Genomic DNA, 22,663 nt, shown 5'->3' with positions numbered 1-22,663 from the left:
GATGCACCCCTGGCTCACCGATCTGCAACAACTGCTCGCGCACGGCGACGCCGTCGTGCTCGTGACGGTCGCCCGCGCGGAAGGCTCGGCGCCGCGCGATGCCGGCACGAAGATGATCGTCACGCGCGACTCGGCGCGCCACACGATCGGCGGCGGACACCTCGAATGGAAAGCGATCGAAGGCGCGCGTCAGGTGCTGCGCGACGGCATGCGCGCGCCGAACATGCGGCGGCTCGAGCGTTTCGCGCTCGGCCCGAGCCTCGGCCAGTGCTGCGGCGGTGCCGTCGTGCTCGCGTTCGAGCGGCTCGATATCGGCGACCTGGGCTGGGTCACGTCGCTGGCGAAGCGCGTCGCGGCGGGCCAATCGGTGGTGCGTAGCGTATCATTCGGGCCCGCGCCCGATGCCGTGATGCTGTCCGATCCGGAGCCGGGCGTCGAAAGCGCCGATTGCCTGCTGTGGGACGGCGCGGGTTTCGACGACAGCAGCGCGCTGCTCACCGAAACCATCGCGCCGCGCGATTTCCCCGTCGTGCTGTTCGGCGCGGGGCATGTGGGCGCCGCGCTCGTGCGCGTGCTCGCGACGCTGCCCTGCCACGTGCGCTGGGTCGACGAACGCGACGCGCAGTTCCCGCCGCCCGACACGCTGGGCGCGCCGAACGTGGTGATCGACGCGAACGACGCGCCCGACGAAGCCGTCGACAAGGCCTCGCCCAATACGTACTTCATCGTGATGACGCACAACCATGCGCGCGACCTCGATCTCGCCGAGCGCATCCTGCGGCGCGGCGACTTCGCGTTCTTCGGCATGATCGGCTCGCATACGAAGCGCAAGCAGTTCGAGCACCGGCTCGCCGCGCGCGGCTTCGACCCTGCGCTTGTCGCGCGGATGAAGTGCCCGCTCGGCGTGGACGGCATCGTCGACAAGTCGCCGGAAATCATCGCGATTTCGGCGGCGGCGCAACTGCTGCAAGCCGTCGAGGCCAACGCGGCGCGGGCGGCGCAGACGGCCTGAACGCGACGAACAGCAGCGGGCACGGCAACGAACACGGCAATCACCGAACGCATCTTGGGGGACGCCTGACCAGCCATCGGGCGCTACAGCCTTTCATCGATAACTCGAATCATTGACCGACCATGACGACAACCACACTTTCTCCGCTGGCGCAAAAGACGAAGGACGCGCCGAAGGCCGAGCTGCACATTCATATCGAAGGCTCGCTCGAACCCGAGCTGATCTTCAGGCTCGCCGAACGCAACGGCGTGAAGCTCGCATACGACTCGATCGAAGCGCTGCGCTCCGCGTATGCGTTCACCGATCTGCAATCGTTCCTCGACATCTACTATGCGGGCGCGAGCGCGCTGCTGAAGGAAGAGGACTTCTACGACATGACGATGGCCTACGTTGAGCGCGCGCTCGCGGACAACGTCGTGCACACGGAAATCTTCTTCGATCCGCAGACGCACACCGAGCGCGGCGTGCCGATTGCGACCGTCGTCGCGGGCATCGAACGCGCGCTCGCCGAAGCCGAACAGCGCGGCCTCACGAGCAAGCTGATCCTGTGCTTCCTGCGCCATCTGTCCGAGGACGACGCGCTCGCGACATTCGACGCCGCGCTGCCTCTGTTCGACCAGTACGCGCACCGGCTGATCGGCGTCGGTCTCGATTCGTCGGAGCGCGGCCATCCGCCGTCGAAGTTCGAGCGCGTCTTCGCGAAGGCCCGCGCCAAAGGCCTGAAGCTCGTCGCGCATGCGGGCGAAGAAGGCCCGCCGTCGTACATCTACGAAGCGCTCGATCTGCTCAAGGTGGACCGCGTCGATCACGGCGTGCGCAGCATCGAAGACCCGGCGCTCGTCACGCGCCTCGCCGACACGCGCGTCGCTTTGACGGTGTGTCCGCTGTCGAACCTGAAGCTGTGCGTGTTCGACGACCTGACCAAACACACGCTGAAGGCGCTGCTCGATCAGGGCGTCGCCGTCACCGTGAATTCCGACGACCCCGCCTACTTCGGCGGCTACGTCAACGAGAACTACCTCGCGACGATCGAAGCCCTCAAGCTCGGCGACGACGAGGTGTACACGATCATCCGCAACGGCTTCGAAGCGTCGTTCGTGACGCCTGCCGAGCGCGACGCGATGATCGCCAGACTCGATGCGCACTGGCGCGCATCAGCATGATTCATACAGTTCGGAGACGGTTTCACTCATGACTCAAACGGCTTATCGCGCGCAACTGCTGACGTTCAACGGCGATCCTGCGCAATCGTCCAACGCGGCCCTCTTCGATGAAGACGGGCTTCTGATCGTCGAAGACGGACATGTCGTCGCGGCGGGCGCGCATGCGTCCGTTGCGTCGCAACTCGCGCCTGGAACGCAAGTGTTCGAGATGCGCGACAAGCTGATCGTCCCCGGTTTCATCGATACGCACATCCATTTCCCGCAGACGGACATGATCGCGTCGCCGGCGCCGGGGCTGTTGCCGTGGCTCGACACGTACACGTTCCCGACCGAGCGCGGCTTCAGCGATCCCGCCATCTCGAAGGACACCGCGCGCTTTTTCATCGACGAACTGCTCGCGTGCGGCACGACGACGGCGCTCGTGTACTGCACGGTGCACAAGCAGTCGGCTGACGCGCTCTTCACGGAAGCGCAAGCGCGCAACGTGCGGATGATCGGCGGCAAGGTGCTGATGGACCGCAACTGCCCTGAGTTCCTGCGCGACACCGCGCAATCGGGCTACGACGACAGCGCCGAACTGATTGCACGCTGGCACAACCATGGGCGTCAGATGTACGCGCTCACGCCGCGCTTCGCGCCGACCTCGACGGAAGCGCAACTCGAAGCGACGGGCGCGCTCGCGAAGCTGCATCCCGATGTGTTCATCCAGAGCCACGTTGCGGAGAATCACGACGAAGTGAAGTGGGTCGCGAGCCTCTTCCCCGGTCATCGCAGCTACCTCGATGTGTACGACCACTACGGCCTGCTGCGCCCGCGCGCCGTCTACGGACACTGCATTCATCTCGATGCCGAAGACCGCCGACGCATGGTGGAGACGCGCACGGTCGCATCGCACTGCCCGACGTCGAACCTGTTCCTCGGCAGCGGCCTGTTCGATTTCGACAAGGCGGCGCAATCGCGGATGCCCATCGCGCTCGCGACGGATGTCGGCGGCGGCACGTCGTTCTCGATGCTTCAGACGATGAACGAAGCACACAAGGTCGCGCGCCTGGGCGGCCATCATCTGACGGCGACGCGCATGTTCTGGCTCGCAACGGCGGGCGCAGCGGAAGCGCTCGATCTCGGCGATACGATCGGCACGCTCAAGCCGAAGTCGGAAGCGGACTTCATCGTGCTCGACCCGAAGGCAACGCCGCTGCTCGCGCGGCGCACGGCGCGCACGGAAACGCTCGAAGAATTGCTGTTCGCGTTCGCGCTGCTCGGCGACGATCGCGCCGTGTACGAGACCTATGCGGCGGGCCAGCGCGTGCATCGGCGCGACGACGCGCGCCAGCACGCGGCGGGAAAGGCGCGCATCGCGGCATAGCGGTTTCAGCGGGCCGTATTGCTGAAGTGCGCTGAAGTGAAAACGGCGCTTCGTGATTCACGAAGCGCCGTTCTTCATTTATCGCTTCTGCCTGCACAACTCATGCAGCGCATTCAATCTGCGAGCCGGGTCCGCGACATAAGGATTCGTCTCGTCCCACGCATAGCCTGCGAGCACGGCGCTGATCATGCGGCGGATCGAAGGCGTCTGGTCGGGATAGAAGATGATGTCCTGCAACTCGCCCGTGTACCAGCGCTCGACGAATGCGCGGAACGCATCGATGCCCTTTCTCAGCGGGATGTCGTAAGCCTGCTGCCAGTCGACCGTTTCGCCGTTCAATTGACGCTCCAGCGTCTTCACGGCCAGATGCGCGGAACGCAGCGCGATCGTCACGCCCGACGAGAACACCGGGTCCAGGAACTCGCCCGCATTGCCGAGCAGCGCGAAGCCCGGTCCATGCAACCGCTCGACATTCGCCGAATAGCCGCCGATATGTCGCACCGGCATCAGGAACGGCGCGTTGCCGATCAGGCGGTTCAACGTCGGCTCGCTGTGGATCAGTGCGCGCAACTTCGCCTCGCGCTCCGCTTCCCGCACATCGAGGAATGCGGCATCCGCGACGCAGCCGACCGACGAGCGGCCATTCGCCAACGGAATCATCCAGTACCACACATCGCGGTGCTCGGGATGCACGGCGACCGTGATCTTGTTGCGATCGTGCGCGTCGACGGGAATGCCGTCGCGTACATGCGTGAAAATCGCGGCGCGCGTGGGCATGCGCGTCGGCGCTTCGAGATTCAGCAGACGCGGCAGCACGCGACCGAATCCGCTTGCATCGAGCACGAAGCGCGCATGCACTTCGTAGCGATGGCCCGCTTCGTCGGTCACGTCGAGCGCGGGCGCGTCGCCCGTCTTCATCGCGAGCACGGTATGGCCGAAGCGCACGTCGGCGCCCTGCTGCGCCGCGCAGCGGATCAGCAGATCGTCGAACACGGCCCGCTCGACCTGATACGTCGTGCCCCAACCGCTCGAATGCTTGTCACGGAAGTCGTACGCCGACGTCTGTTCGCGATACACGAATTGCGCGCCGTTCTTGTACTGGAAGCCCGCTTCGACGACCGCCTGCAGCATGCCCGCCTCTTCGAGGTACGCCATGCTCTGCGGCAACAGGCTCTCGCCAATCGAGAAGCGCGGAAAGTGCTGGCGTTCCAGCACGAGCACCGAGCGCCCCGTCTTGCGCAACAGCGCCGCAGCGACCGCGCCCGACGGCCCTGCCCCGATGATGGCCACATCCACGGCGGCGTTCAGCGATTCCGTATTCATCAATCTTCCTTCAGATAACCCGTCATTACGTATTGCACACGCGACATCCGCTAGACCCGCCAGCGATTACAATGTCGCGCAATCATCAAGAAATCAAACCAGGACCAACGATTCACGGGGAACAACGTGCAGTCCACCGAAACATCCAGCGTGCCCTTCGTCCCGGAGACGGCCTTCGGCGTCTGGTTCCTCCGCACCCATACCTGGGAACATCATGTGCTGCGCGTCGCGATCAACGATCTGAAACGCCTGATCGATACGCCGCTGCCCGCTTCGCCCGTGATCGTCGATGCCGGTTGCGGCCAGGGTATTTCATTCCGGCTGCTCGCGCAAACGTTCAAGCCGGCGCGCATCGTCGGCGTGGACTTTCATCGGCCGTCGCTCGGGCTTGCCGCGCAATCCGCTCGCAACTGCCGCAATCACGCGGATACCCGTTCAACGCACATCGACCTGCTGCACGGCGACTGCGCGAACCTGCCGTTGCCTGATGCAAGCGCCGATATTGTCTTCTGCCATCAGACGTTCCATCACCTCGTCGAACAGGAGCGCGCGCTCGCCGAATTCCGCCGCGTGCTGAAGCCTGGTGGCGTGCTGCTGTTCGCCGAATCCACCGACGCTTACATCAAGTCGTGGGTGATCCGCCTGCTCTTCCGTCACCCGATGCACGTGCAAAAGAGCGCGGATGGCTATCTCGACATGATCCGTCGAGGCGGCTTCACGTTCGGCGCGCGCAACGTGTCGCTGCCGTATCTGTGGTGGAGCCGCGCAAAAGATTTCGGGCTGCTCGAACGTCTGCGCATCTATACGCCGAAACCCGGCAAGCGCCGCGAAACACTCGTCAACGTTGTGGCCGTCAAGACGGCTTGATCGTATCGAAGGGCGCCAGGCATCGGCTGTGCCCGGCGGCGTCCTCACGCGTTAGTCACGCGTTGGCAACCGTCGCGCCTGCTCCGTGGGAGAACGCCGTCGCGCTTTCGCACAGCACGCTCAGTTCGCTTCGAGCGTCACGATATCGCCGCGCACGGCAAGCGTCGATCCATTCAGACTCGCGCCGCAAGTGAACTCCGTCGCGGATGCCGTGATCGTGCTTTGAAAGCGCGTCTTCACGTTGATGACGGCATTCGCGTGATGCTCGCGCGCATAGTCGCGCAGTTGTTGAAGCGCCTTCGTCAGTGCGAGATTGCAGGTTGCCTCCTTGCTGTTTTCCGGCTGGCGGTTCACGCGCACCGCAAACTCCTTGTTGCCGAACGTCTGCTTGACGCTCGGATGCGCGTCGTCGCCGAAATAGAGCGCGACGTCTTGCGTGTTCTGTGTCTGCACCGCAGCCGGCATCGGCAGCGATCTGATCTTGGTCGTGCAGCCCGCCTGCGTCAACAGAACGGCCGCCACCAGCCCCAGCGTCATTTTCGTTTTCATTTGTTCGACTTCCTTTTATCGTTGTTCGTATCGTGCGTACTGCACGCGTGTGCCTGTGATTCGTCCCGACAGGCGGCGGTCAGATCCTTGCGAACATCAAACTCGCGCAACTGCCGCCGAAGCCGAACGACACCGACATCGCCGTATCGATGCGCGCATCGCGCGTGGCCTGCACGAGCGGCAGCGCCTGTGCCAACGGCTCGATATGCTCGATGCCCGGTGTGCCCGCGATGAAACCGTCGCGCATCATCAGCAGCGTATAGATTGCTTCGTGCGCGCCGCATGCGCCGAGCGGATGCCCCGTGAGTCCTTTCGTCGACGAAAACGGCGGCACGTCCGAGCCAAATACCGTTTGCAATGCGCGCAATTCTTCGAGATCGCCGAGCGGCGTCGATGGCGCGTGCGTGTTCACGTAGTCGGGGCGCGCACTCGCTTCATCGAGCGCGGCCTCGATCGCGCGCGCAATGCCCGGCGCGTGCGGCGTCACCATGCCCGCGCCATCCGTGCCGTGACCGAAGCCCGTCAGCTCCGCATAGATGCGCGCGCCGCGCGCGAGCGCGTGATCGAGCGCTTCGAGCACCAGCACGCCGCCGCCCGAGCCGATCACAAAGCCGTCGCGCGCCGTATCGTATGGCCGCGACGCGCGCGCGGGCGTGTCGTTGAAGCGGCGCGATAGCGCATGCATCGCGTCGAACATCAGCGTCATGTTGTCGTGCAGGCATTCGCTGCCGCCCGCGAGCACGATCTGTTGACGGCCCGTCTGGATCAGCTGCATCGCCTGGCCGATTGCAAGCGTCGACGTCGTGCAGGCCGACGACGGCGAATACGCGACGCCTTCGATGCCGAACACCTGCGAGACATTCGCCGACGCCGTGCTGCTCATCGCCTGCGGCACCGTATAGGGCGGCGTTCTATCGATACCGCGCGCATTGGCCACGGCCACCGCTTCGTCATACGCGGACATTGCGCCGACGCCCGAGCCGATCACGGCGCCCGTATCGGACGAGCGCAGCGCAGCGGGATCGAGACGGGCATCGTCGATGGCCTTGCGCGCCGCGTGACAGGCAAAGCGCGCGGTATCGCCCATAAAGCGTTCGAGCTTGCGGTCGAACGGCGGCTCGTCCGCGACCGACGCGACGCCCGCGACCTGCGAGCCGAAACCGCGCGCGCGCCATGCATCGATATGCGTGACGCCGCTGCGCGCTTCGCGCAGCGCGGCGCTGACTTCATCGAGCGTATTGCCGAGACAGGATACGATGCCCATGCCCGTTACGACGACACGCTGCAAGGATCGCTGACCGCTCATCGAACGCGCCTGAAAATCAGCGACGTGTTGATGCCGCCAAACGCGAAGTTGTTGCTCATCACGTATTCCGCGTCGATGCCGCGCCCCTCGCCGCGGATGTAATCGAGCGGTGCGCAGGCGGGATCGACGTCGGTGAGATTCAACGTCGGCGCATACCAGTTGCGCTTCATCATCTCGATCGTCCACCACGCTTCGAGCGCGCCACACGCGCCGAGCGTATGGCCGACGTAGCTCTTCAGCGATGAAATCGGCATGCGTTCGCCGAAGGTTTGCGCGGTCGCCTCGCTCTCGGCAATGTCGCCGCGATCCGTCGACGTGCCGTGCGCGTTCACATACGCGATGGCCTGCGCGTCGAGCTTCGCGTCGTCGAGCGCGAGCTGCATCGCGCGCGCCATCGTGTTCGCCGTCGGCTGCGTCATGTGCGCGCCATCCGAATTGCAGCCGAAGCCGACGATCTCCGCGTGAATCGTCGCGCCGCGCGCTTTCGCGTGCTCGTACTCCTCGAGCACGAGCGTCGCGGCGCCCTCGCCGACCACGAGACCGTCGCGCTTCGCATCGAACGGACGCGGCGTCAGATGCGGCTCGTCGTTGCGCGTGCTGGTCGCATAGAGCGTGTCGAACACGGCCACCGCTGGCCCCGACAGTTCTTCCGCGCCGCCCGCGAGCATCAGCGTCTGCTTGCCCGTCGCGATCGTCTCGTACGCATAGCCGATTGCCTGGCTGCCCGACGCGCACGCCGACGACGTCGGCACGATGCGGCCTTTCAGGTCCCAGAATAGGCTCACGTTGACGGCCGTCGTGTGCGGCATCATCTGCACGTAGCTGTTCGACGTGACGTTGGTCATCGCGCCCGTTTCGAGCATCGCGCCAAACGCGCGTATCGGCTCGACGGAGCCCGACGACGAGCCATAAGCGACGCCCATGCGGCCGTCCTTGATGGTTGCATCGTCAGCGAGGGCTGCATCGGCGAGCGCCAGTTCGCTCGCGCGCACCGCGTACATCGACACCGTGCCCATCGAGCGCGTCTTCTTGCGCGGCCATTGCGCGGGCTGCTCGAACGCGGGCAGCGGACACGCGAGGCGCGTATGCAGCGACTCGAAGTAGTCCCACTCCGGCATGCGCCGCACCGCGTTGCGGCCCGCCTTCAATGCCGCCTCGATCTCGTCCCAGCGGCTGCCGAGCGCCGTGACGCCGCCCATGCCCGTAACGACGACTCGCTTCATCAGATCATCCCGCCATTGACGCCGATCACCTGGCGCGTCACATACGAGGCCGCATCCGACATCAGAAAGCTGACCACCGACGCGACTTCAGCCGGTTGACCGACACGGTTCATCGGCACGGTCTTCAACGCGTGATCGAGCGGCACGTCGTCGAGCATGCCCGTTTCGATCAGCCCGGGCGCCACGCAGTTGACCGTGATGCCGCGCGACGCAAGCTCGACGGCGAGCGCCTTCGTCGCGCCGATCAGCCCCGCTTTTGCCGCGCTGTAGTTCACCTGTCCACGATTGCCGATCACGCCCGACACCGACGCGATCGTCACGATGCGGCCGCCCTTCTTCGCGCGGACCATCGGCATCGTCAGCGGATGGATCACGTTGTAGAACGCGTCGAGCCCCGTTTCGATCACGACGTCCCAGTCTTCGTCGGTGAGCGCGGGGAACGCGGCGTCGCGCGTCACGCCCGCGCTGCACACGATGCCGTAGTACGGACCGTGCGCGGCCACATCCGCTTCCAGCACTTCACGGCACGCAGCGCGCTGTCGCACGTCGAACTGCAGCACGCGCGCCGAGCCGCCCTGCGCCGCGATGCCCGCCGTGACGGCTTCCGCTTCGGTGCGGCCCGTGCGGCAATGCACGGAGACGGCGAAACCGTCGGCGGCCAGTTGATACGCAATCGCGCGGCCGATGCCGCGGCTCGCGCCCGTTACGAGAACTCGCCGGCTCATGTACTGAGACTCCCTTCGATGAACGTCTGAAAATCGCCCGGTTGAAACACCTTGATGACGGCCTCCGCACAGCGCGCGCCGTCATGATCGATCGTGCATTCGTAGGCGCTGTGTCCCTCTTCGCTGCGCAGCACCTCGTGCGCGCCGATCGCGAGTTGCGCGTCGCGCGCGAACGCGCTCACGTGTGCCTTGTAGCTGCGCGTGCCGAGCAGCACGCCCGGACGCGCATGGCCGCCCGCACGCATCGCGAGCAGCGCGATGTGCGCGGCCACCGCCTGCGCCATCAGCTCGATGCCGATCCACGCGGGCATCGCGCCGTTTCCGTCCGCGTACCATGTATCGCCGCGCACGGCTGCATGGGCCGTCAGCGCAACGTCGCTGCACGCGCTCACGCCGTCGATCAACAGCATCGTGCCGCGATGCGGCAGGATCGTGTCGATCGGCGGAAAAATTTCGTTGGTCTCAAGTGTGGCCGTCATGTCGTTATGTTTTCGCTGCGTGGCATTCGATGCGGCTCAGCGCGCCAGTATCAGGCTGACGTTGCTGCCGCCGAACGCGAACGAATTGCTCATCACGTACCGCGTGCCGCCGTTGTGCGGCACATGCCGCTCGTCCTGCACGAGATCGAGCGCGGGCAACGCGGGGTCTGCTTCGCCGTCCCATTGATGGCGCGGCATCGCGACGCCGTCGCGCGCGAGCGTGAGCCATGCGAAGCCTAGTTCCGTCGCGCCCGCCGCGCCGAGCTGGTGCCCCGTGAACGGCTTCGTGCCGCTTGCGGGCACGCCGTTCGCGAACACGCGCGCCATCAGATGCGCTTCCATGTCGTCGTTCTTGCGCGTGGCCGTCGCGTGCAGATTCACATACGCGATCGCCGACGCTTCGATGCCCGCGTCCTTCAGCGCGTCTCGCAACGCGAGTTCGCCGCCGACGCCATGCGGGTCCGGCGCGGACACATGATGCGCGTCGCTCGATTCGCCCGCGCCCGCGAGGCGCACTTCGCCTTCGTCGCGCGTCATCAGGAACACGGCTGCGCCTTCGCCGACGTTGATGCCGTTGCGATTGCGGCTCATCGGATTGGTCCGCGTGATGCTCGTCGATTCGAGCGACGCGAAGCCCTGCACCGTCAGCTCGCACAATGTATCGACGCCGCCGACGATCATCGCGTCGCACAGGCCCAGTTGCAACAGACGGCGCGCCGACACGAACGCCTTCGCGCTCGACGTGCACGCCGTCGAAATCGTGAACGCGGGGCCCTGCACGTCGAGCGCGGCGGCCGCGAACGGCGCGGCTGTGCCGATCTCCATCTGCCGGTAGTTGAAGTTGTCCGGGAGTTGTCCCGCTTGCGCCTGATGAACGAACGCGACTTCCGCCGCATCGATGCCCGACGTGCTCGTGCCTAGCACGACGCCGATGCGATGCGAGCCGTAGCGCTCGCGCGCCGCTTCGATCGCGGGGCGAATCTGCGCGAGCGCCGCGAGCAGCATGCGGTTGTTGCGGCAGTCGAAGCGCTTCAACCGTTCGGGCGGCTCGATGTCGAGCGGCGTCGATACGCGGCCGACGAACGCATCGCCGATGCCCGTGTGCATCAGCCCCATGCCCGGCGATTGCGCCGCTGCGAGCGCGGGCACGATCGAATCGACGTCGCCGCCGAGCGCATTCACCATGCCGAGCGCATGCAAATAAACAGATGGCAGCGTCATGCGGCTCTCCTCGTTGCGGATCTTTCCTGATGCGGCATCCCGATCGGCGCAAGCAGCACCGACACGAGAATGCCGAGCGCCAGCGTGGCACCGAAACTCTTCAATGCGGGCATCTCGCTCATGCCTAGCATGCCGAACGACAGCAGCGTCGTCGCCGCGGACAGCAGCACGCCCGTCCACACGGCGCCCAGATCGGCGTCGTCGCGCAGGCAGCCTTCGCGCAGAAACACCGCATAGTTTGCGCCGACGCCGAGCACCAGCATCAGCGCGAGACAGTTGAACAGATTGAGCGGCACGCGCGCGTAACCGAACGCGGCCAGCGTCACGCCGATCGCGAGGAACACGGGCAGCGTGGTCGCGATGCCGCCGCGCGGCTTGTAGCGCACCATCAGCAGCACCAGCACGAACAGCAGCGCCAGCGCGAGCCAGATGCCGCTATCGACGCGATACGCGCCGAAGAGCTTCGACACGCTCGCCGCCTTGTCGACGAACACGACGCCCTCGACGGCACGCGCGGTGGTCGTCAACGCTCGAACGTTCTCGGGCGTCACGCGCTGCGGAATCACGATGGCCGCATAGCCCCGTTGACCGCGTGCGTCCACCGCGCCCAGCCACAAATGACGATACGGCTGCGACCATTGCGCCGAGAGCCACTGGTCGACCGTCAGCGGCGCGGCATTCGACTTCGCGTAAGAAGCGAGCCACGCATCGGCGACTTCATCGCGAAAGCCCGCTTGCAGCAGCATCGAACGCAATGCGGCGGGATCGGCGAACACATGCTGCGCGAGCACGGCATGTGCATCGGCCTGGCGTTGCGCCGACGGCACGAACTGCGTGACCGATTGCCAGCCGTCCACCGATTGCGCGCCGCTCAATGCATCGAGCTTCGCGCCGAGCGCTTCCGCGCGCTGCAAAACCACTTCCTGCGACGGACCGCGCACGACGAAGAACTGCGCCGTGTTGTCGACGCCGATCGCATTGCGCACCTGATCTTCCTGCGCGACCAGCGACGCATCGCGCTGGATCAGCAGATGGATGTCGTCGTCGCTCGTCAGGCGCAGCCAGCCAGGGATCGCGGCGAGCACGAGCAAGCCCGCGACAATCCACGCGCGCCGTCCGCCGATCACCGCATGCCAGCGCGCGAGCAGCGCGGCTGCACGCACGAAGAGACGCCGTTGCGCGCGCTTCGGCCCTTTGACGAGCAGCACGGGCAGCAGCCACAGCACGGACGCGAACGCCGTGCAGATGCCGGCGATCGCGAAGCACGCGATCTGCTTGAGCGCCGGGAACGGCACCCACGCGAGGATCGCGTAGCCGAGCAGACTCGTCGCAAGCGCGACGCTCAACGCGGGCCGCACCGAGCGCGCGCCTTGCCGCGCATTCCAGCCTCCGTCCCCTCGCCTCGCGCCGAGATAGACGACGAAGTACTGAATCGAATAATCGACGGCCTCGCCGATCAGGCTTGCGCCGAATACGAGCGTCAGCAGATGCAGCTTGCCGAACACGAGCATCGTCGCGGCGAGCGCGCATACGATGCCGAGCGCCGTCGACACGAAGCCGAGCAGCAGCAGACGCGGCGAGCGGAACACCCACAGCATCAGCAACGCGATGCCGCACGCGGACGCGACGCCGATCAGATGCACTTCGCGTTCCGACGCGGCGCGCGCCGCTTCCGCATAGAACACGGCGCCCGTGCGCGCGACGTGCGCATCGGGATGGCTCGCCTTCAGCGACACCTCGGCCTGCGCGACGGCCGACAGCACCGCGCGCTGCGTCTGCGTTTCGTACGCGGAGCCCGGCAGCGTCGTGACGACGAGCACGCTCGTCCTGTCGCCGCGATGCGCGACGAGCATGTTGTCTTCGAGATCGAGATTCGACGTCGCGAGCGGCAAGCCTGAAAGCCAGTGTTCGAGCCAGCCGAACGGATCGTCGGCGAGCTGCGTTGCGAGCGGGCCGCGCACCGGGTTGTAGATGCGCTGCATCAGCGCGTCGTGCAACGGCACCGTGTTGCTTGCGAGCGCATCGCGGTCGTCGCGCGTCAGCAGGCCGAAGCGATACGGCATGTACAGCGCGCCGATCTGCGACATGTCGAACGGCGGCAGCTCCGCCGTCACCGAACCGAACGCGCCGCTCTTTTGCAGCGCCGCGCCGAACTCTTTCGCAGCCGCTTTCGCGCGATCGGCGTCCTGGCTCGTGACGAGGAACACGGTACGGTCGCCGAGCGCGTTGGCAAGCGTATCGACGGCCTTTTCGGCGACAGGGTCGGCTTCCGTCGCGGGCAGCAGCGCGAGCAGATTCGTTTCCAGCGGCGACGGCCCCATGAAGCGATGGACGCAGTAAAGCGAAGCGGCGAGCGCGAGCACGAGCCAGGCGGCCCGGATGCTCCACAGCTGCGTCTTCGTCCACTGTCGCGCCAGCAGCATCATTGCGCTCCGAGCAGCGTGCGTTCGCCGGGCGCCGGTTCGCTGACGGCTTCGCTCTTCGCGAACTCGATCTGCGTGACGTCGCCGTTTGCGAGCGCGATGCGCAGCGTTTGCAGGAATTCACCGCCCGTCATCTGCAACCCCTTGATCGATTGCGCGAGTTGCGGCTGGTTCGGCTTCAGTTCGAGCTTCCATTGCGACGGCGTGCCTTGCGCATCGACGTCGAACTGCGAGTACAACGCGGACAGATCGCCGCCGAGCATCGCGCGCATCATCTTCGATACCTGCGCGACGCCACGCACGCCTTGCGCGCTCTTCGTATTGATGCGCTTGCCGTTCGCATCGACTTCGCTCACGCCCGCGTCGCCGATCACGTAGGTCGCCTTGTACGGCGTGTCGATGCGCCAGATCACGCCGCGCTCGCGAAAGAACACGAGCGAGCCCGTGCTGACGAGCGGCTGCTTCATCGCGGAGAGCGTCTGCGTCTGCGTGAACTGCGCGCGCACGCCCTTCGCTTGCGCGAGACGCGCGGCGATCTGCGAGACGAGCGCTGCGTTGGCGTTTTGCGCTTGCGCTTGCGTCGGCGCTGCGGCGTGTGCGGTCGTCAGCGTGCTCGCGCTTACGACAAGCGATGCAGCCATCGACATCGCGCGAAGTGTCAGCGTGCCCATGCGCGCTCCAGCTTCTCGAACACGACAGGCGGCGACACGAACTGCAATTCCTGCGTGGCGGCATCGACGGCCACCTGGATTGTGTAGCCCTTCGTCATACGCGCGCCCGTCGCGCAATCGACGATTTGATAGCCTATTTTCAGGCGGTTTTCGAATTCGAGCAGTTCCGCGCGCACGTCGAGCCGCTGGCCATAGGTTGCGGGCCGCACGTATTTCAGATGCGCCTCGACGATCGGCCACAGATAGCCCGACGCCTGCATCTCGCCGTAGTCGTAGTCGAATGCGCGCAACAACGCGGCGCGGCCGATCTCGAAGTACTTCAGATAATGGCCATGCCAGCAGACGTTCATCGCGTCGACGTCATGAAACGGCACTTCGACGAGCGCGCTCACCGTCAGTGTCTTGCCGTGAAGACGCTCGTTCATCACGCGCCTCCGCTTTCTATGAGCGTGCAAGCGGCGATGCGCGCCGTCAGCGCGCGCAGATCGCTTTCGAGCGCACGGTCTTCGTCGACGAACGGCGACAGCGCCGCGACCTGTGCAGCGAACGCGCGCAGCGGCGCGGGCACAAACGTGGCGCCGTCGATGTGCATGCGCAGTTCCAGCGCCTGCACCGTCGCGAGCGTGTGCGCGGCAGCGACCTGCTCGGTCAGTTCGAGCACGCGCAGGCAGTCGCGCGCGGCGATCGTGCCCATGCTGACTTTGTCCTGGTTGTGCGCTTCCGTCGAACGCGAGAACACGCTCGCGGGCATCGTGTGCTTGAGCGCTTCCGCTGTCCACGCCGACGACGAAATCTGCACCGCCTTGAAACCGTGATTGATCGGCGCGCGCGCCGACGTGGCGCCCGACAGGTTGCGCGGCAAGCCGTTGTTGAACTTGTCGTCGACGAGCAGCGCCAGTTGCCGGTCCATCAGATCGGCAAGATTCGCGACGGCTGTTTTCAATGCATCCATTGCGAACGCGATGTGGCCGCCGTAGAAGTTGCCGCCGTGCAGCACACGCTCGCCATCGGGATCGATCAGCGGATTGTCGTTGGCACTGTTGAGTTCGTTCTCGACGTCGCGCCGCACCCACGACAGCGCATCGACGGCGACGCCGATCACATGCGGCGCGCAGCGGATCGAATAGCGGTCCTGCAAGCGATGGCCCGGCGTGTCGTCGCGGCCCGCGAGATCCGCGCGTATCCATGCGGCCGCGTCGGCCTGCCCCGCGTGCGGCTTCGCTTCGAAGATCAGCGCGTCGAAGTGCGCGGCGCGGCCGTCGAGCGCGACCGTCGCGAGAGCCGTCAGGCGCGCGGCAAGTCGCGCGAGATGCCCGGCGCGCGCGAACGCGAGGCACGCGAGCCCCGTCATCACAGCCGTGCCGTTCATCAGCGCGAGACCTTCCTTCGGCGCGAGCGTCAGCGGCGCGTGGCCGAGCTGTGACCATACGCCCGCGGCATCGCGAAGCGTGCCGTCGAACATCACGTCGCGTTCGCCGACGAGCGCCGCGGCCACATACGATAGCGGCGTGAGATCGCCGCTCGCGCCGACCGACCCTTCGGCAGGAATGCGCGGCAGCACGCGATGATTGATCAGATCGGCGAGCCGTTCGAGCAGTACCGGACGCACGCCGGAAAACCCATGCGCCAGCGAGTTCAGACGCGCGGCGATCACGGCGAGCGTCTGCGCGTCGTCGAGATACGCGCCCATGCCGCAGCCGTGATAGCGCGTCAGTTGCAGCGGCAGCGCTTCGACGAGTTCCATCGGCACGTCGACGATGCATGCATCGCCATAGCCCGTGTTGACGCCATACACCGTTTCACCCGCAGCGAGATGACGGCGCAGAAAGTCCGCGCCGCGCTGGATGCGCGAACGCCATGCGGGGTCTCCGGTCAGCGCGACGTTCGCGCGCCCCTTCGCAATCGCGACGACCTCTTCGATCGACAGCCTGCGTCCGCCGACCACCACTGCGCGCGGCGTTGTTACACGCGCGGCATCGGCGGCACCAGCGTGCGCATTGTCGATCAGATCATGTTCTGACATTCGCGTCTCCGTGCGGGATACCACCCGTTATCGCCTTTCGGGGACGCGCCCAGAAATCGAAAAAGTTGAACCATTGATAAGGTGCCTTGCGGCAATAGTGCTCGAGCCGCGACGCGTAGCGCTGCGCCCATGCCGCGATGTGTTGCGCGCGCTCTCGGCGCGGCAGGTCGATGCGCTCGGCGAACGGCTCGAAATACAGGCGATAGCGCTCGCGGTTTCGTTCATCGCGCTCTTTCAGGCAGAAGAAAAGATACACCGGGCAACCGAGCGCATGCGCGAGCACATACGGCCCTTGCGCGAACGGCGCGGTCGCGCCGAGAAACTGCGCGTCGGTCGTGCGGCCCGATTCGCGCGCGGGCACGCGATCGCCGACGATCACGAGCAGTTCGCCCGCATCGATGCGCTCCTGCATCATCATCGACGTCTCGGGCCCGAAGTCGCTCACTTGTACGAGACGCTTCGCGAACTCGCTGTTCGCCGTCGACAGCACGCTGTTGAAGCGCTTCGCGTGCTCGGTATAGACGATGGCCGTGACCTTCGCATGACCGCCGCTCCACGCGAGCGCGCGCGTCATTTCGAGATTGCCCAGATGCGCGCCGATCACGAGCGCGCCCCGCCCGCTCGCGACGAGCGCTTCGAACGCGGACGCGTCGTCGAACACGACATCGTCCGAGCCGATGCGCCCCGACCACGCCGCGAGCTTGTCGAGCCCCGATTGCGCGAACGCGAGCATGTGCCGGTACGCGGAACCCCAGCCGGGGCGCGGCGTGCGCTCGCCTTGCGTCGAATGGGCGAGATGCGCGAAGTAGTTTCGTGAAGCATCGCGCGCGGCGCGGCCCGTCAGCAGAAAATACGCGACGATGGGATGCAGCCACAGCGCAGTGAAGCGCATGCCGAACAGCCTGCAACTGAGGGCGAGCAGCGTCATGCCGAGGCGGCTGCCGCGTTCGGCGATGCGCCACCACTTCGCGTCGTCGCGGCTCGCAACAGCGGTGGATTTGCGCGGCATGAACTTGTGCGCGAGCAACAGCGGCAAACGCAGCAGCATCCCGCACACGAGCCGCGTGTGGCTCGCGCTGATGCGCACGTTGTCCCACACCACGTCGAAGTGCGAGACGCCATCCGTCGCATACGTGACGCGGGTCGGAATCGCGCGGAACGCGAGACGCCGCCAGTACAAGCGCACGAGAATTTCGATGTCGAAGTCCATGCGCGTCGGCAGATCGACGCTGTCGACCAACGCGCACGCGGCATCGAGCGGATAGAGACGAAAGCCGCACATCGAATCGCGGATCGTGAACGACAGCGTCTCGATCCACACCCACACGTGCGTCAGATAGCGGCCATACAGACGCGCCTTTGGCACGCTCTCGTCATAGACAGGTCGGCCGAGAATCACGGCGCCCGGCTCGGCGCGCGCGGCAGCGATGAACAGCGGCACGTCGTTCGCGTCGTGCTGTCCGTCGGCGTCGATCTGCAATGCGTGCGTGTAGCCGGCCCGCTTCGCCGCGCGCAGTCCCGCCATCACGGCCGCGCCTTTGCCGCGGTTGACGGGCAGGCGCAGCAGCGTCATGTGATGGCGATACTGGCAAGCCAGCTTCGCGAGCACGGCTTGCGTCGCCTCGTCGCTGCCATCGTCGACGACGAAGATGGGCAGGCCATGCACGATCAGACGTTCGACCGTGCCGACGATCGCATCCTTGTGGTTGTAGATCGGAATGACGATGCACGCGGCGAAGGCGACCTCGCTCATGCGCGCTCCCGATACACGATAATGCCCGACGAGCAGTCGCGTCCGTCGAGCCGAAACGTGAACTGCACGCGCCGCCGCGCCGCATCGTGCGACAGTTTCAGATCGAGCATCGCCCCCGGCATCACGGGCGCGGTGAACTTCAGGCGATCGACGGACTCGATGTCGCGCACGCCCGTCACATGCTCGGCGGCGAGGCGGATCGCCCAGTCGAGCTGCACGACGCCGGGCAGAATCGGCAGGCCGGGAAAGTGGCCATCGAAATGCACGAGCGTCGGCGGCACGCGTAGCGCGTAGTGCAGATCGTCGCCGCTGCGCGCTTCCGACAGCAGTTCGAAGCCTTCCGCACGCGCGTCGAACGCGGCGGCCACAGCCGCGATGGGCAGCTTGCCGCGTGCATCGAACGGCAACGCGATGCGAAAGCGCCAGTGACGCGGCAGCACGACCACGTCGAAATACGCGGCGAGATGGCGGCGCAACGTTTTCGCGAGCGCGACGCGTCCTTCGCTGCGCAGCGCGTCGCTGCCCGCATCGTTGAGCGCGACGACGGCGCCGACACGCTCGCGCGACGCGCCCGCGAGCGGCACCACGCACGCCTGCGCGACATACGGATGCAGCGCGAGACGCGCTTCGACTTCGGGCAGCGACACGCGCTTGCCGTCGAGCTTGATCACGCGATCGAGCCGTCCTTGCAGACGAAAGCGCCCGTCGTCGTCGAACGCGATGGCGTCGTCGGTGCGATGCCAGTCGGCGTGACCGAGATGCGGCGAGCGCACGAAGAGCGCGCCGTCTTCGCCGCGCCGCACTTCGACGCCGTTGACGGGCTGCCACGCCGCCGTCTCGTTCCGCCGGCGCCACGCGATGCCGCCCGTTTCCGTGCTGCCATAGATCTCGATCGGCGCGCTGCCGAATGCCGCCGTGTATTCGGCGGCGGCCTCGGCGGAAAGCGGCCCGCCCGACGAAAAGAATGCGCGCGGCGCAGGCGTCAACGCAGCGAAGCCCGGCAACGCGGGCCAGCGCGACAGTTGCGCCGGCGACGATACGACCACGGCCGCGCCGCATTGCTCGATACGCGACTGCACGTGATGCGGCTCGTTGCAGACGGCACGATCGAATGCGCGTCCCGCCGCCAGCGGCCACATCACGCGAAACAGCAAGCCGTAGATGTGATGATGCGGCACGCTCGAAAGCATCGTCGCATCGCCGATGAGAGCGCCCCACTCGCGTTCGAGCGTGTGCACCTCGGCGTTGAATTGCGCGAGCGTCTTGTGGATCGGCTTCGGCGTGCCGCTGCTGCCCGATGTGTAAAGCGTGAGCGGCGCGTTCGGATCGATCGCAGGCGATGCAACCGGTGCGTCTGCTTGCGCGTCGGCATGCGCGCGGACATCCGCATCCGTCAGCACGGCATCGTAGGCGTCGGCCAGATCGGCGAGATAGCCGGGCGTGGCGTTCGCCGGAATCACGGGCTCTTTGCCGCATGCGAAGAGCGCGAACAACGCACACGCGAAGTCGAACGGATCGTCGATGCACAGCGCGTAGCGTCGCGCTTGCGTGCCGCGCAGTTGCGAGGCGATCGCGGCAACGCGCGCGCGGAACGACGCGAACTCGATCGTGGCGTCGGCGTCGCCGTCGCGAGGCGTGTTGCGGCAGACAGGCACGCGAGCGTCATGGCCGCAGGACAGCAGATCGTGCAACGCGATCATGCCGCCTCCGAACGACGCGCGCGCGGCTGGATCACCAGATAGCGCCATGCGATTTCGCCCACCAGCAGCACGCCGATCAGTCCATACGCAATCGCGCCGTTATACAGCGACCACGCTTCGCGCGACCAGTACAGCGCGGTGTATAACGAGAACGCGCCGTTGAGCACGAAGAACACGCACCAGATTTGCGTCACGCGGCGCGTATAGCGGATCGCGGGCTCGCCGAGATCCGGCGTGCCGATGCGCGCGAATTTTTCGATCATCGTCGGCCCGCGCACGAGCGTCGCGCCGAACGCGATCAGCAGACCGAGATTCACCAGCGACGGATAGATGCGCAGCAACAGTTCGCTGTTAGTCCACACGATGGCAGCCGATGCGATGCTCAGCATGAACGCGACGCTCCAGTCGACGCGCGTGAGCCTGCGCAGCGACGCGCCGAACGCGCCCGTGCCTGCGCAACGCTGCAACCACAGCAGCGCGAACAGCAGACAGCCGACATAGCGCGGCGTGTCCCAGAACCACGCGCACAAAATGACGGCGGGATACGCGAGCTTCGCGACGATCGAGAGCACGAGGCCTGTCCAGCCGCGCTGATTCGAGGCCTGCATGTGCGCCTCGTCCGAACCGTCGCGTGCGTGCGAACGTTGCGCGTGCATCAGCCCTGCGCCGCGAGCAGCGACTCGACAGCGACGATCACGTCGCCGACCGTGCGCACCGACTTGAACTCCTCCGGCTTGATCCGGCGGCCCGTCATCTCCTGCAGCTTGATCGCGAGATCGACGGCGTCGATGCTGTCCAGGTCGAGTTCTTCGAACAGATGCGCGTCGGGCGTCACGCGTTCGGGCTCGATCGCAAAGTTTTCTTTGAAGATCGCGCGGATGCGCTCAAGAATCTCGGTGTCGGTCACGGTCATTCCCCTTTCTTGGTGGTTTCGCCCGACTCATGCGCCAGTTCGCGCTGGCTCGCCACCAGCGCTGCAAGCGTATTGATCGAGCGGAAGTGCTCTCGCGTGCGTTCGTCGTTCGCCGCGATCGTCAGTTGATAGTGTTTGCGCAGCACGATGCCGATCTCGAGTGCGTCGATCGAATCGAGCCCGACGCCGTCGGTATCGAAGAGCGGCGCATCGTCGTCGATGTCGGCGGGCGTCAGGTCTTCCAGATCGAGCGCTTCGATCAGAAGCTGTTTGATTTCAAGCTTTAAAGAATCCATAGTCGAACAGGTGCCGGGTAATGTGTGCTTCGATTGCGCTCGTCACCGCGCGCGCGGCGAGCGCGGGCGGTTCGTCGTGCGCCGCCAGCCCGTCCGCGCCGACGGGTTCCAGAACGTTGACGCGCATGCGGAACGCGCGCGCGGGCACGTCGTACCAGCGCATGCCCTTCGTGAATGCCGGCGGATCGCAGTCCATCAGGACGGGCAGGATCGGCGCGCCGGACTTGAGCGCCATATGCGCGAAACCGCGCGAAAAAGCGTGCATCCGGTTGCGCGCCGGGCTGCGCGTGCCTTCCGGAAAGATGATCATCGTGTAGCCGCGCGCCAGTTGTCGCGCACCCGCGTCGACGAGCTCGATGGGGTCCGCGTTGCTCACGTACTCCGCCGCACGCACGACGCCCCAGAAAAACGGATTGCCCCAGTGCGCGCTTTTCACGACGCAGCACGCATGCGGGGTCAGCGACAGCAGCACCATCACGTCGAGCCACGTCGGATGATTCGCGACGACGATGACGGGGCCCTCACCGTCGCGGCGCAGCGCTTTTATGCCGCGCACGTCGAGCTCCATCACGCCCGCCCGCCGCAGCACGGCGACGAGCGCGCGGAAGAACGCATGGATGATCGCCGTCACGGCACGTTGCTTCGACGCGCGATGCGGCCAGATCCACGCGATCGGGAACAGGATCAGCGAAAAGCCGAGTCCGCAGATGCCGAACGCCGTGAACGCGAGCGCCGTCGCGACGAGGCGCCAGTGATAGTCAAGCCACGCCTTCATGCCAGCTCCATGCCCAGGCGGCGTGCTCGCCGCGCCACTGCGCGTCCGTGCGTGTGTCGAGACAGTGATGCACGGCCTGACTCTGCGTCGCAAAGACGGTGCCCCACGGTGCTTCTTGCGGTGTGTTCGTAGCGGCGGCTGTGGGGGCGGTTGTATCGGCGGTTGTTGTATCGACGGTTGTTGTGGCGGCCGTCGTCGCCGTGCGTGCACAGGTCAGCCGCCCGGTTGCCGCGGAATCTTCGAGCAGAATCGCGAGCGCGCCGCCCTGCACTTCCTCTTCGATCGTGCCGTAGGCGGGATCGGCGGGCTCGTCGGCGTATACGAGCAATACGGGCGTCGAAGGATCGGTCGCGTATTGCGCGTGCGCTTCGAGCAGCGCGTAACCGAGCGTCTCCGCGCCCGCGGACAGCGCGCTCGCCGCCGTGCGGTCGCCGCGCGAGATGCCGAACACGCCCGTCATCGCGTTGAGCACGGAAAGACTGAAAGAAGTCGGCGAGACAGGCTCGCCCGCGCTGATGTTGCGCAGGATATCGGTCGTGCGGCGCAGCTCGCCGTGGCGCGAGGCGAAAACGATCCGTACGTTCGGGTAGCCGGCGACGCAATCGTGCGCGACCCTCAGCGCGACCCGCGACAGCGTACTCAGACGACGCCGCACCATCGGCTCGATGAAGCCAATGTCGGGGGCGACGGCTGCGACGGCAGGCCACGAAGACCAGCGAGCAACCGGAATTGTCCAGTGCAGATCGGGCATATCGGTGTTCGCGCGTGAAGGCTGCTGGCGCCGTGGGCGCGCCTGCCGTCGACAGCACGTGAGGCGCGCTACTCCGGGGCGGGGCGCGACGCCAAGATGACTCCAGGAATTGTTTTAAGAAGTC

At 66.0% G+C, this 22,663-nt stretch carries 22 protein-coding genes; 4 read left to right on the top strand and 18 right to left on the bottom strand.

Features of this window, described 5'->3' with window-relative positions; translation table 11 throughout:
- Position 1 precedes the first annotated feature (1 nt).
- From xdhC to guaD, 3 genes are all read left to right on the top strand, one after another.
- Positions 2-1,012: a xanthine dehydrogenase accessory protein XdhC gene (gene xdhC, locus AABE10_RS08000; RefSeq protein ID WP_342932732.1), complete on the top strand. Its 1,011-nt coding sequence runs from the start codon at positions 2-4 to the stop codon at positions 1,010-1,012.
- Positions 1,013-1,134: 122 nt separating this feature from the next.
- Positions 1,135-2,175: an adenosine deaminase gene (locus AABE10_RS07995; RefSeq protein ID WP_342932731.1), complete on the top strand. Its 1,041-nt coding sequence runs from the start codon at positions 1,135-1,137 to the stop codon at positions 2,173-2,175.
- A 28-nt stretch (positions 2,176-2,203) separates the two neighbouring features.
- Positions 2,204-3,541, top strand: coding sequence for a guanine deaminase (guaD, locus tag AABE10_RS07990; protein ID WP_342932730.1), 1,338 nt, complete (start codon positions 2,204-2,206; stop codon positions 3,539-3,541).
- 78 nt (positions 3,542-3,619) lie between these two features.
- Here guaD and AABE10_RS07985 read toward each other — a convergent pair whose 3' ends face one another.
- Complete coding sequence (locus tag AABE10_RS07985) at positions 3,620-4,864, bottom strand: NAD(P)/FAD-dependent oxidoreductase (protein WP_342932729.1); 1,245 nt, start codon at positions 4,862-4,864, stop codon at positions 3,620-3,622.
- A 126-nt stretch (positions 4,865-4,990) separates the two neighbouring features.
- On the opposite strand from AABE10_RS07985, the gene AABE10_RS07980 reads away from it, so the two are divergent.
- Positions 4,991-5,731: a class I SAM-dependent methyltransferase gene (locus AABE10_RS07980; protein ID WP_342932728.1), complete on the top strand. Its 741-nt coding sequence runs from the start codon at positions 4,991-4,993 to the stop codon at positions 5,729-5,731.
- Positions 5,732-5,851: 120 nt separating this feature from the next.
- Here the strand turns inward: AABE10_RS07980 and AABE10_RS07975 are convergent, their stop codons facing one another.
- The 17 genes from AABE10_RS07975 to AABE10_RS07895 form a co-directional block, all read right to left on the bottom strand.
- Positions 5,852-6,280: a hypothetical protein gene (locus AABE10_RS07975; protein ID WP_342932727.1), complete on the bottom strand. Its 429-nt coding sequence runs from the start codon at positions 6,278-6,280 to the stop codon at positions 5,852-5,854.
- A 79-nt stretch (positions 6,281-6,359) separates the two neighbouring features.
- Positions 6,360-7,586 (bottom strand): beta-ketoacyl-[acyl-carrier-protein] synthase family protein, encoded by a 1,227-nt coding sequence (locus tag AABE10_RS07970; RefSeq protein WP_342932726.1) that lies wholly within the window; start codon positions 7,584-7,586, stop codon positions 6,360-6,362.
- The gene (locus AABE10_RS07965; RefSeq protein WP_342932725.1) at positions 7,583-8,809 is read right to left on the bottom strand and encodes a beta-ketoacyl-ACP synthase; all 1,227 of its coding nucleotides are present in this window, start codon (positions 8,807-8,809) and stop codon (positions 7,583-7,585) included. Before AABE10_RS07965 ends, AABE10_RS07970 begins: the two co-directional genes overlap by 4 nt.
- Positions 8,809-9,534 carry a 3-ketoacyl-ACP reductase FabG2 gene (locus AABE10_RS07960; RefSeq protein WP_342932724.1) on the bottom strand — a complete coding sequence of 242 codons (726 nt, stop codon included), beginning with the start codon at positions 9,532-9,534 and terminating at the stop codon, positions 8,809-8,811. The genes AABE10_RS07965 and AABE10_RS07960 overlap by 1 nt, the downstream gene beginning before the upstream one ends.
- Positions 9,531-10,013, bottom strand: a complete 483-nt coding sequence (locus AABE10_RS07955) for a beta-hydroxyacyl-ACP dehydratase (protein ID WP_342932723.1) — start codon at positions 10,011-10,013, stop codon at positions 9,531-9,533. Before AABE10_RS07955 ends, AABE10_RS07960 begins: the two co-directional genes overlap by 4 nt.
- Positions 10,014-10,049: 36 nt before the next feature.
- Positions 10,050-11,234, bottom strand: a complete 1,185-nt coding sequence (locus AABE10_RS07950; RefSeq protein WP_342932722.1) for a beta-ketoacyl-[acyl-carrier-protein] synthase family protein — start codon at positions 11,232-11,234, stop codon at positions 10,050-10,052.
- Positions 11,231-13,657 (bottom strand): MMPL family transporter, encoded by a 2,427-nt coding sequence (locus AABE10_RS07945; protein WP_342932721.1) that lies wholly within the window; start codon positions 13,655-13,657, stop codon positions 11,231-11,233. Before AABE10_RS07945 ends, AABE10_RS07950 begins: the two co-directional genes overlap by 4 nt.
- Positions 13,657-14,328 carry an outer membrane lipoprotein carrier protein LolA gene (locus AABE10_RS07940; protein WP_342932720.1) on the bottom strand — a complete coding sequence of 224 codons (672 nt, stop codon included), beginning with the start codon at positions 14,326-14,328 and terminating at the stop codon, positions 13,657-13,659. Before AABE10_RS07940 ends, AABE10_RS07945 begins: the two co-directional genes overlap by 1 nt.
- Positions 14,316-14,753, bottom strand: a complete 438-nt coding sequence (locus AABE10_RS07935; RefSeq protein ID WP_342932719.1) for a thioesterase family protein — start codon at positions 14,751-14,753, stop codon at positions 14,316-14,318. Before AABE10_RS07935 ends, AABE10_RS07940 begins: the two co-directional genes overlap by 13 nt.
- Positions 14,753-16,351, bottom strand: a complete 1,599-nt coding sequence (locus AABE10_RS07930) for an aromatic amino acid ammonia-lyase (protein ID WP_342932718.1) — start codon at positions 16,349-16,351, stop codon at positions 14,753-14,755. Before AABE10_RS07930 ends, AABE10_RS07935 begins: the two co-directional genes overlap by 1 nt.
- The gene (locus AABE10_RS07925; protein ID WP_342932717.1) at positions 16,338-18,104 is read right to left on the bottom strand and encodes a glycosyltransferase family 2 protein; all 1,767 of its coding nucleotides are present in this window, start codon (positions 18,102-18,104) and stop codon (positions 16,338-16,340) included. The genes AABE10_RS07930 and AABE10_RS07925 overlap by 14 nt, the downstream gene beginning before the upstream one ends.
- The gene (locus tag AABE10_RS07920; RefSeq protein WP_342932716.1) at positions 18,101-19,804 is read right to left on the bottom strand and encodes an AMP-binding protein; all 1,704 of its coding nucleotides are present in this window, start codon (positions 19,802-19,804) and stop codon (positions 18,101-18,103) included. Before AABE10_RS07920 ends, AABE10_RS07925 begins: the two co-directional genes overlap by 4 nt.
- Positions 19,801-20,460: a hypothetical protein gene (locus AABE10_RS07915; protein WP_428983275.1), complete on the bottom strand. Its 660-nt coding sequence runs from the start codon at positions 20,458-20,460 to the stop codon at positions 19,801-19,803. The genes AABE10_RS07920 and AABE10_RS07915 overlap by 4 nt, the downstream gene beginning before the upstream one ends.
- Positions 20,460-20,717 carry an acyl carrier protein gene (locus AABE10_RS07910; protein WP_087738017.1) on the bottom strand — a complete coding sequence of 86 codons (258 nt, stop codon included), beginning with the start codon at positions 20,715-20,717 and terminating at the stop codon, positions 20,460-20,462. The genes AABE10_RS07915 and AABE10_RS07910 overlap by 1 nt, the downstream gene beginning before the upstream one ends.
- Complete coding sequence (locus AABE10_RS07905; RefSeq protein WP_090868006.1) at positions 20,714-21,013, bottom strand: phosphopantetheine-binding protein; 300 nt, start codon at positions 21,011-21,013, stop codon at positions 20,714-20,716. The genes AABE10_RS07910 and AABE10_RS07905 overlap by 4 nt, the downstream gene beginning before the upstream one ends.
- The gene (locus AABE10_RS07900) at positions 20,994-21,788 is read right to left on the bottom strand and encodes a lysophospholipid acyltransferase family protein (protein ID WP_342932714.1); all 795 of its coding nucleotides are present in this window, start codon (positions 21,786-21,788) and stop codon (positions 20,994-20,996) included. The genes AABE10_RS07905 and AABE10_RS07900 overlap by 20 nt, the downstream gene beginning before the upstream one ends.
- Entirely contained in the window at positions 21,772-22,539 is a 768-nt protein-coding gene (locus tag AABE10_RS07895) for a beta-ketoacyl synthase chain length factor (RefSeq protein WP_342932713.1), read from the bottom strand. The genes AABE10_RS07900 and AABE10_RS07895 overlap by 17 nt, the downstream gene beginning before the upstream one ends.
- Between the last annotated feature and the right edge of the window lie 124 nt (positions 22,540-22,663).

The organism is Paraburkholderia diazotrophica (assembly GCF_038900755.1).
Taxonomy (GTDB): Bacteria; Pseudomonadota; Gammaproteobacteria; order Burkholderiales; family Burkholderiaceae; genus Paraburkholderia; species Paraburkholderia diazotrophica_A.
This window is presented reverse-complemented; position numbering and strand designations above follow the sequence as displayed.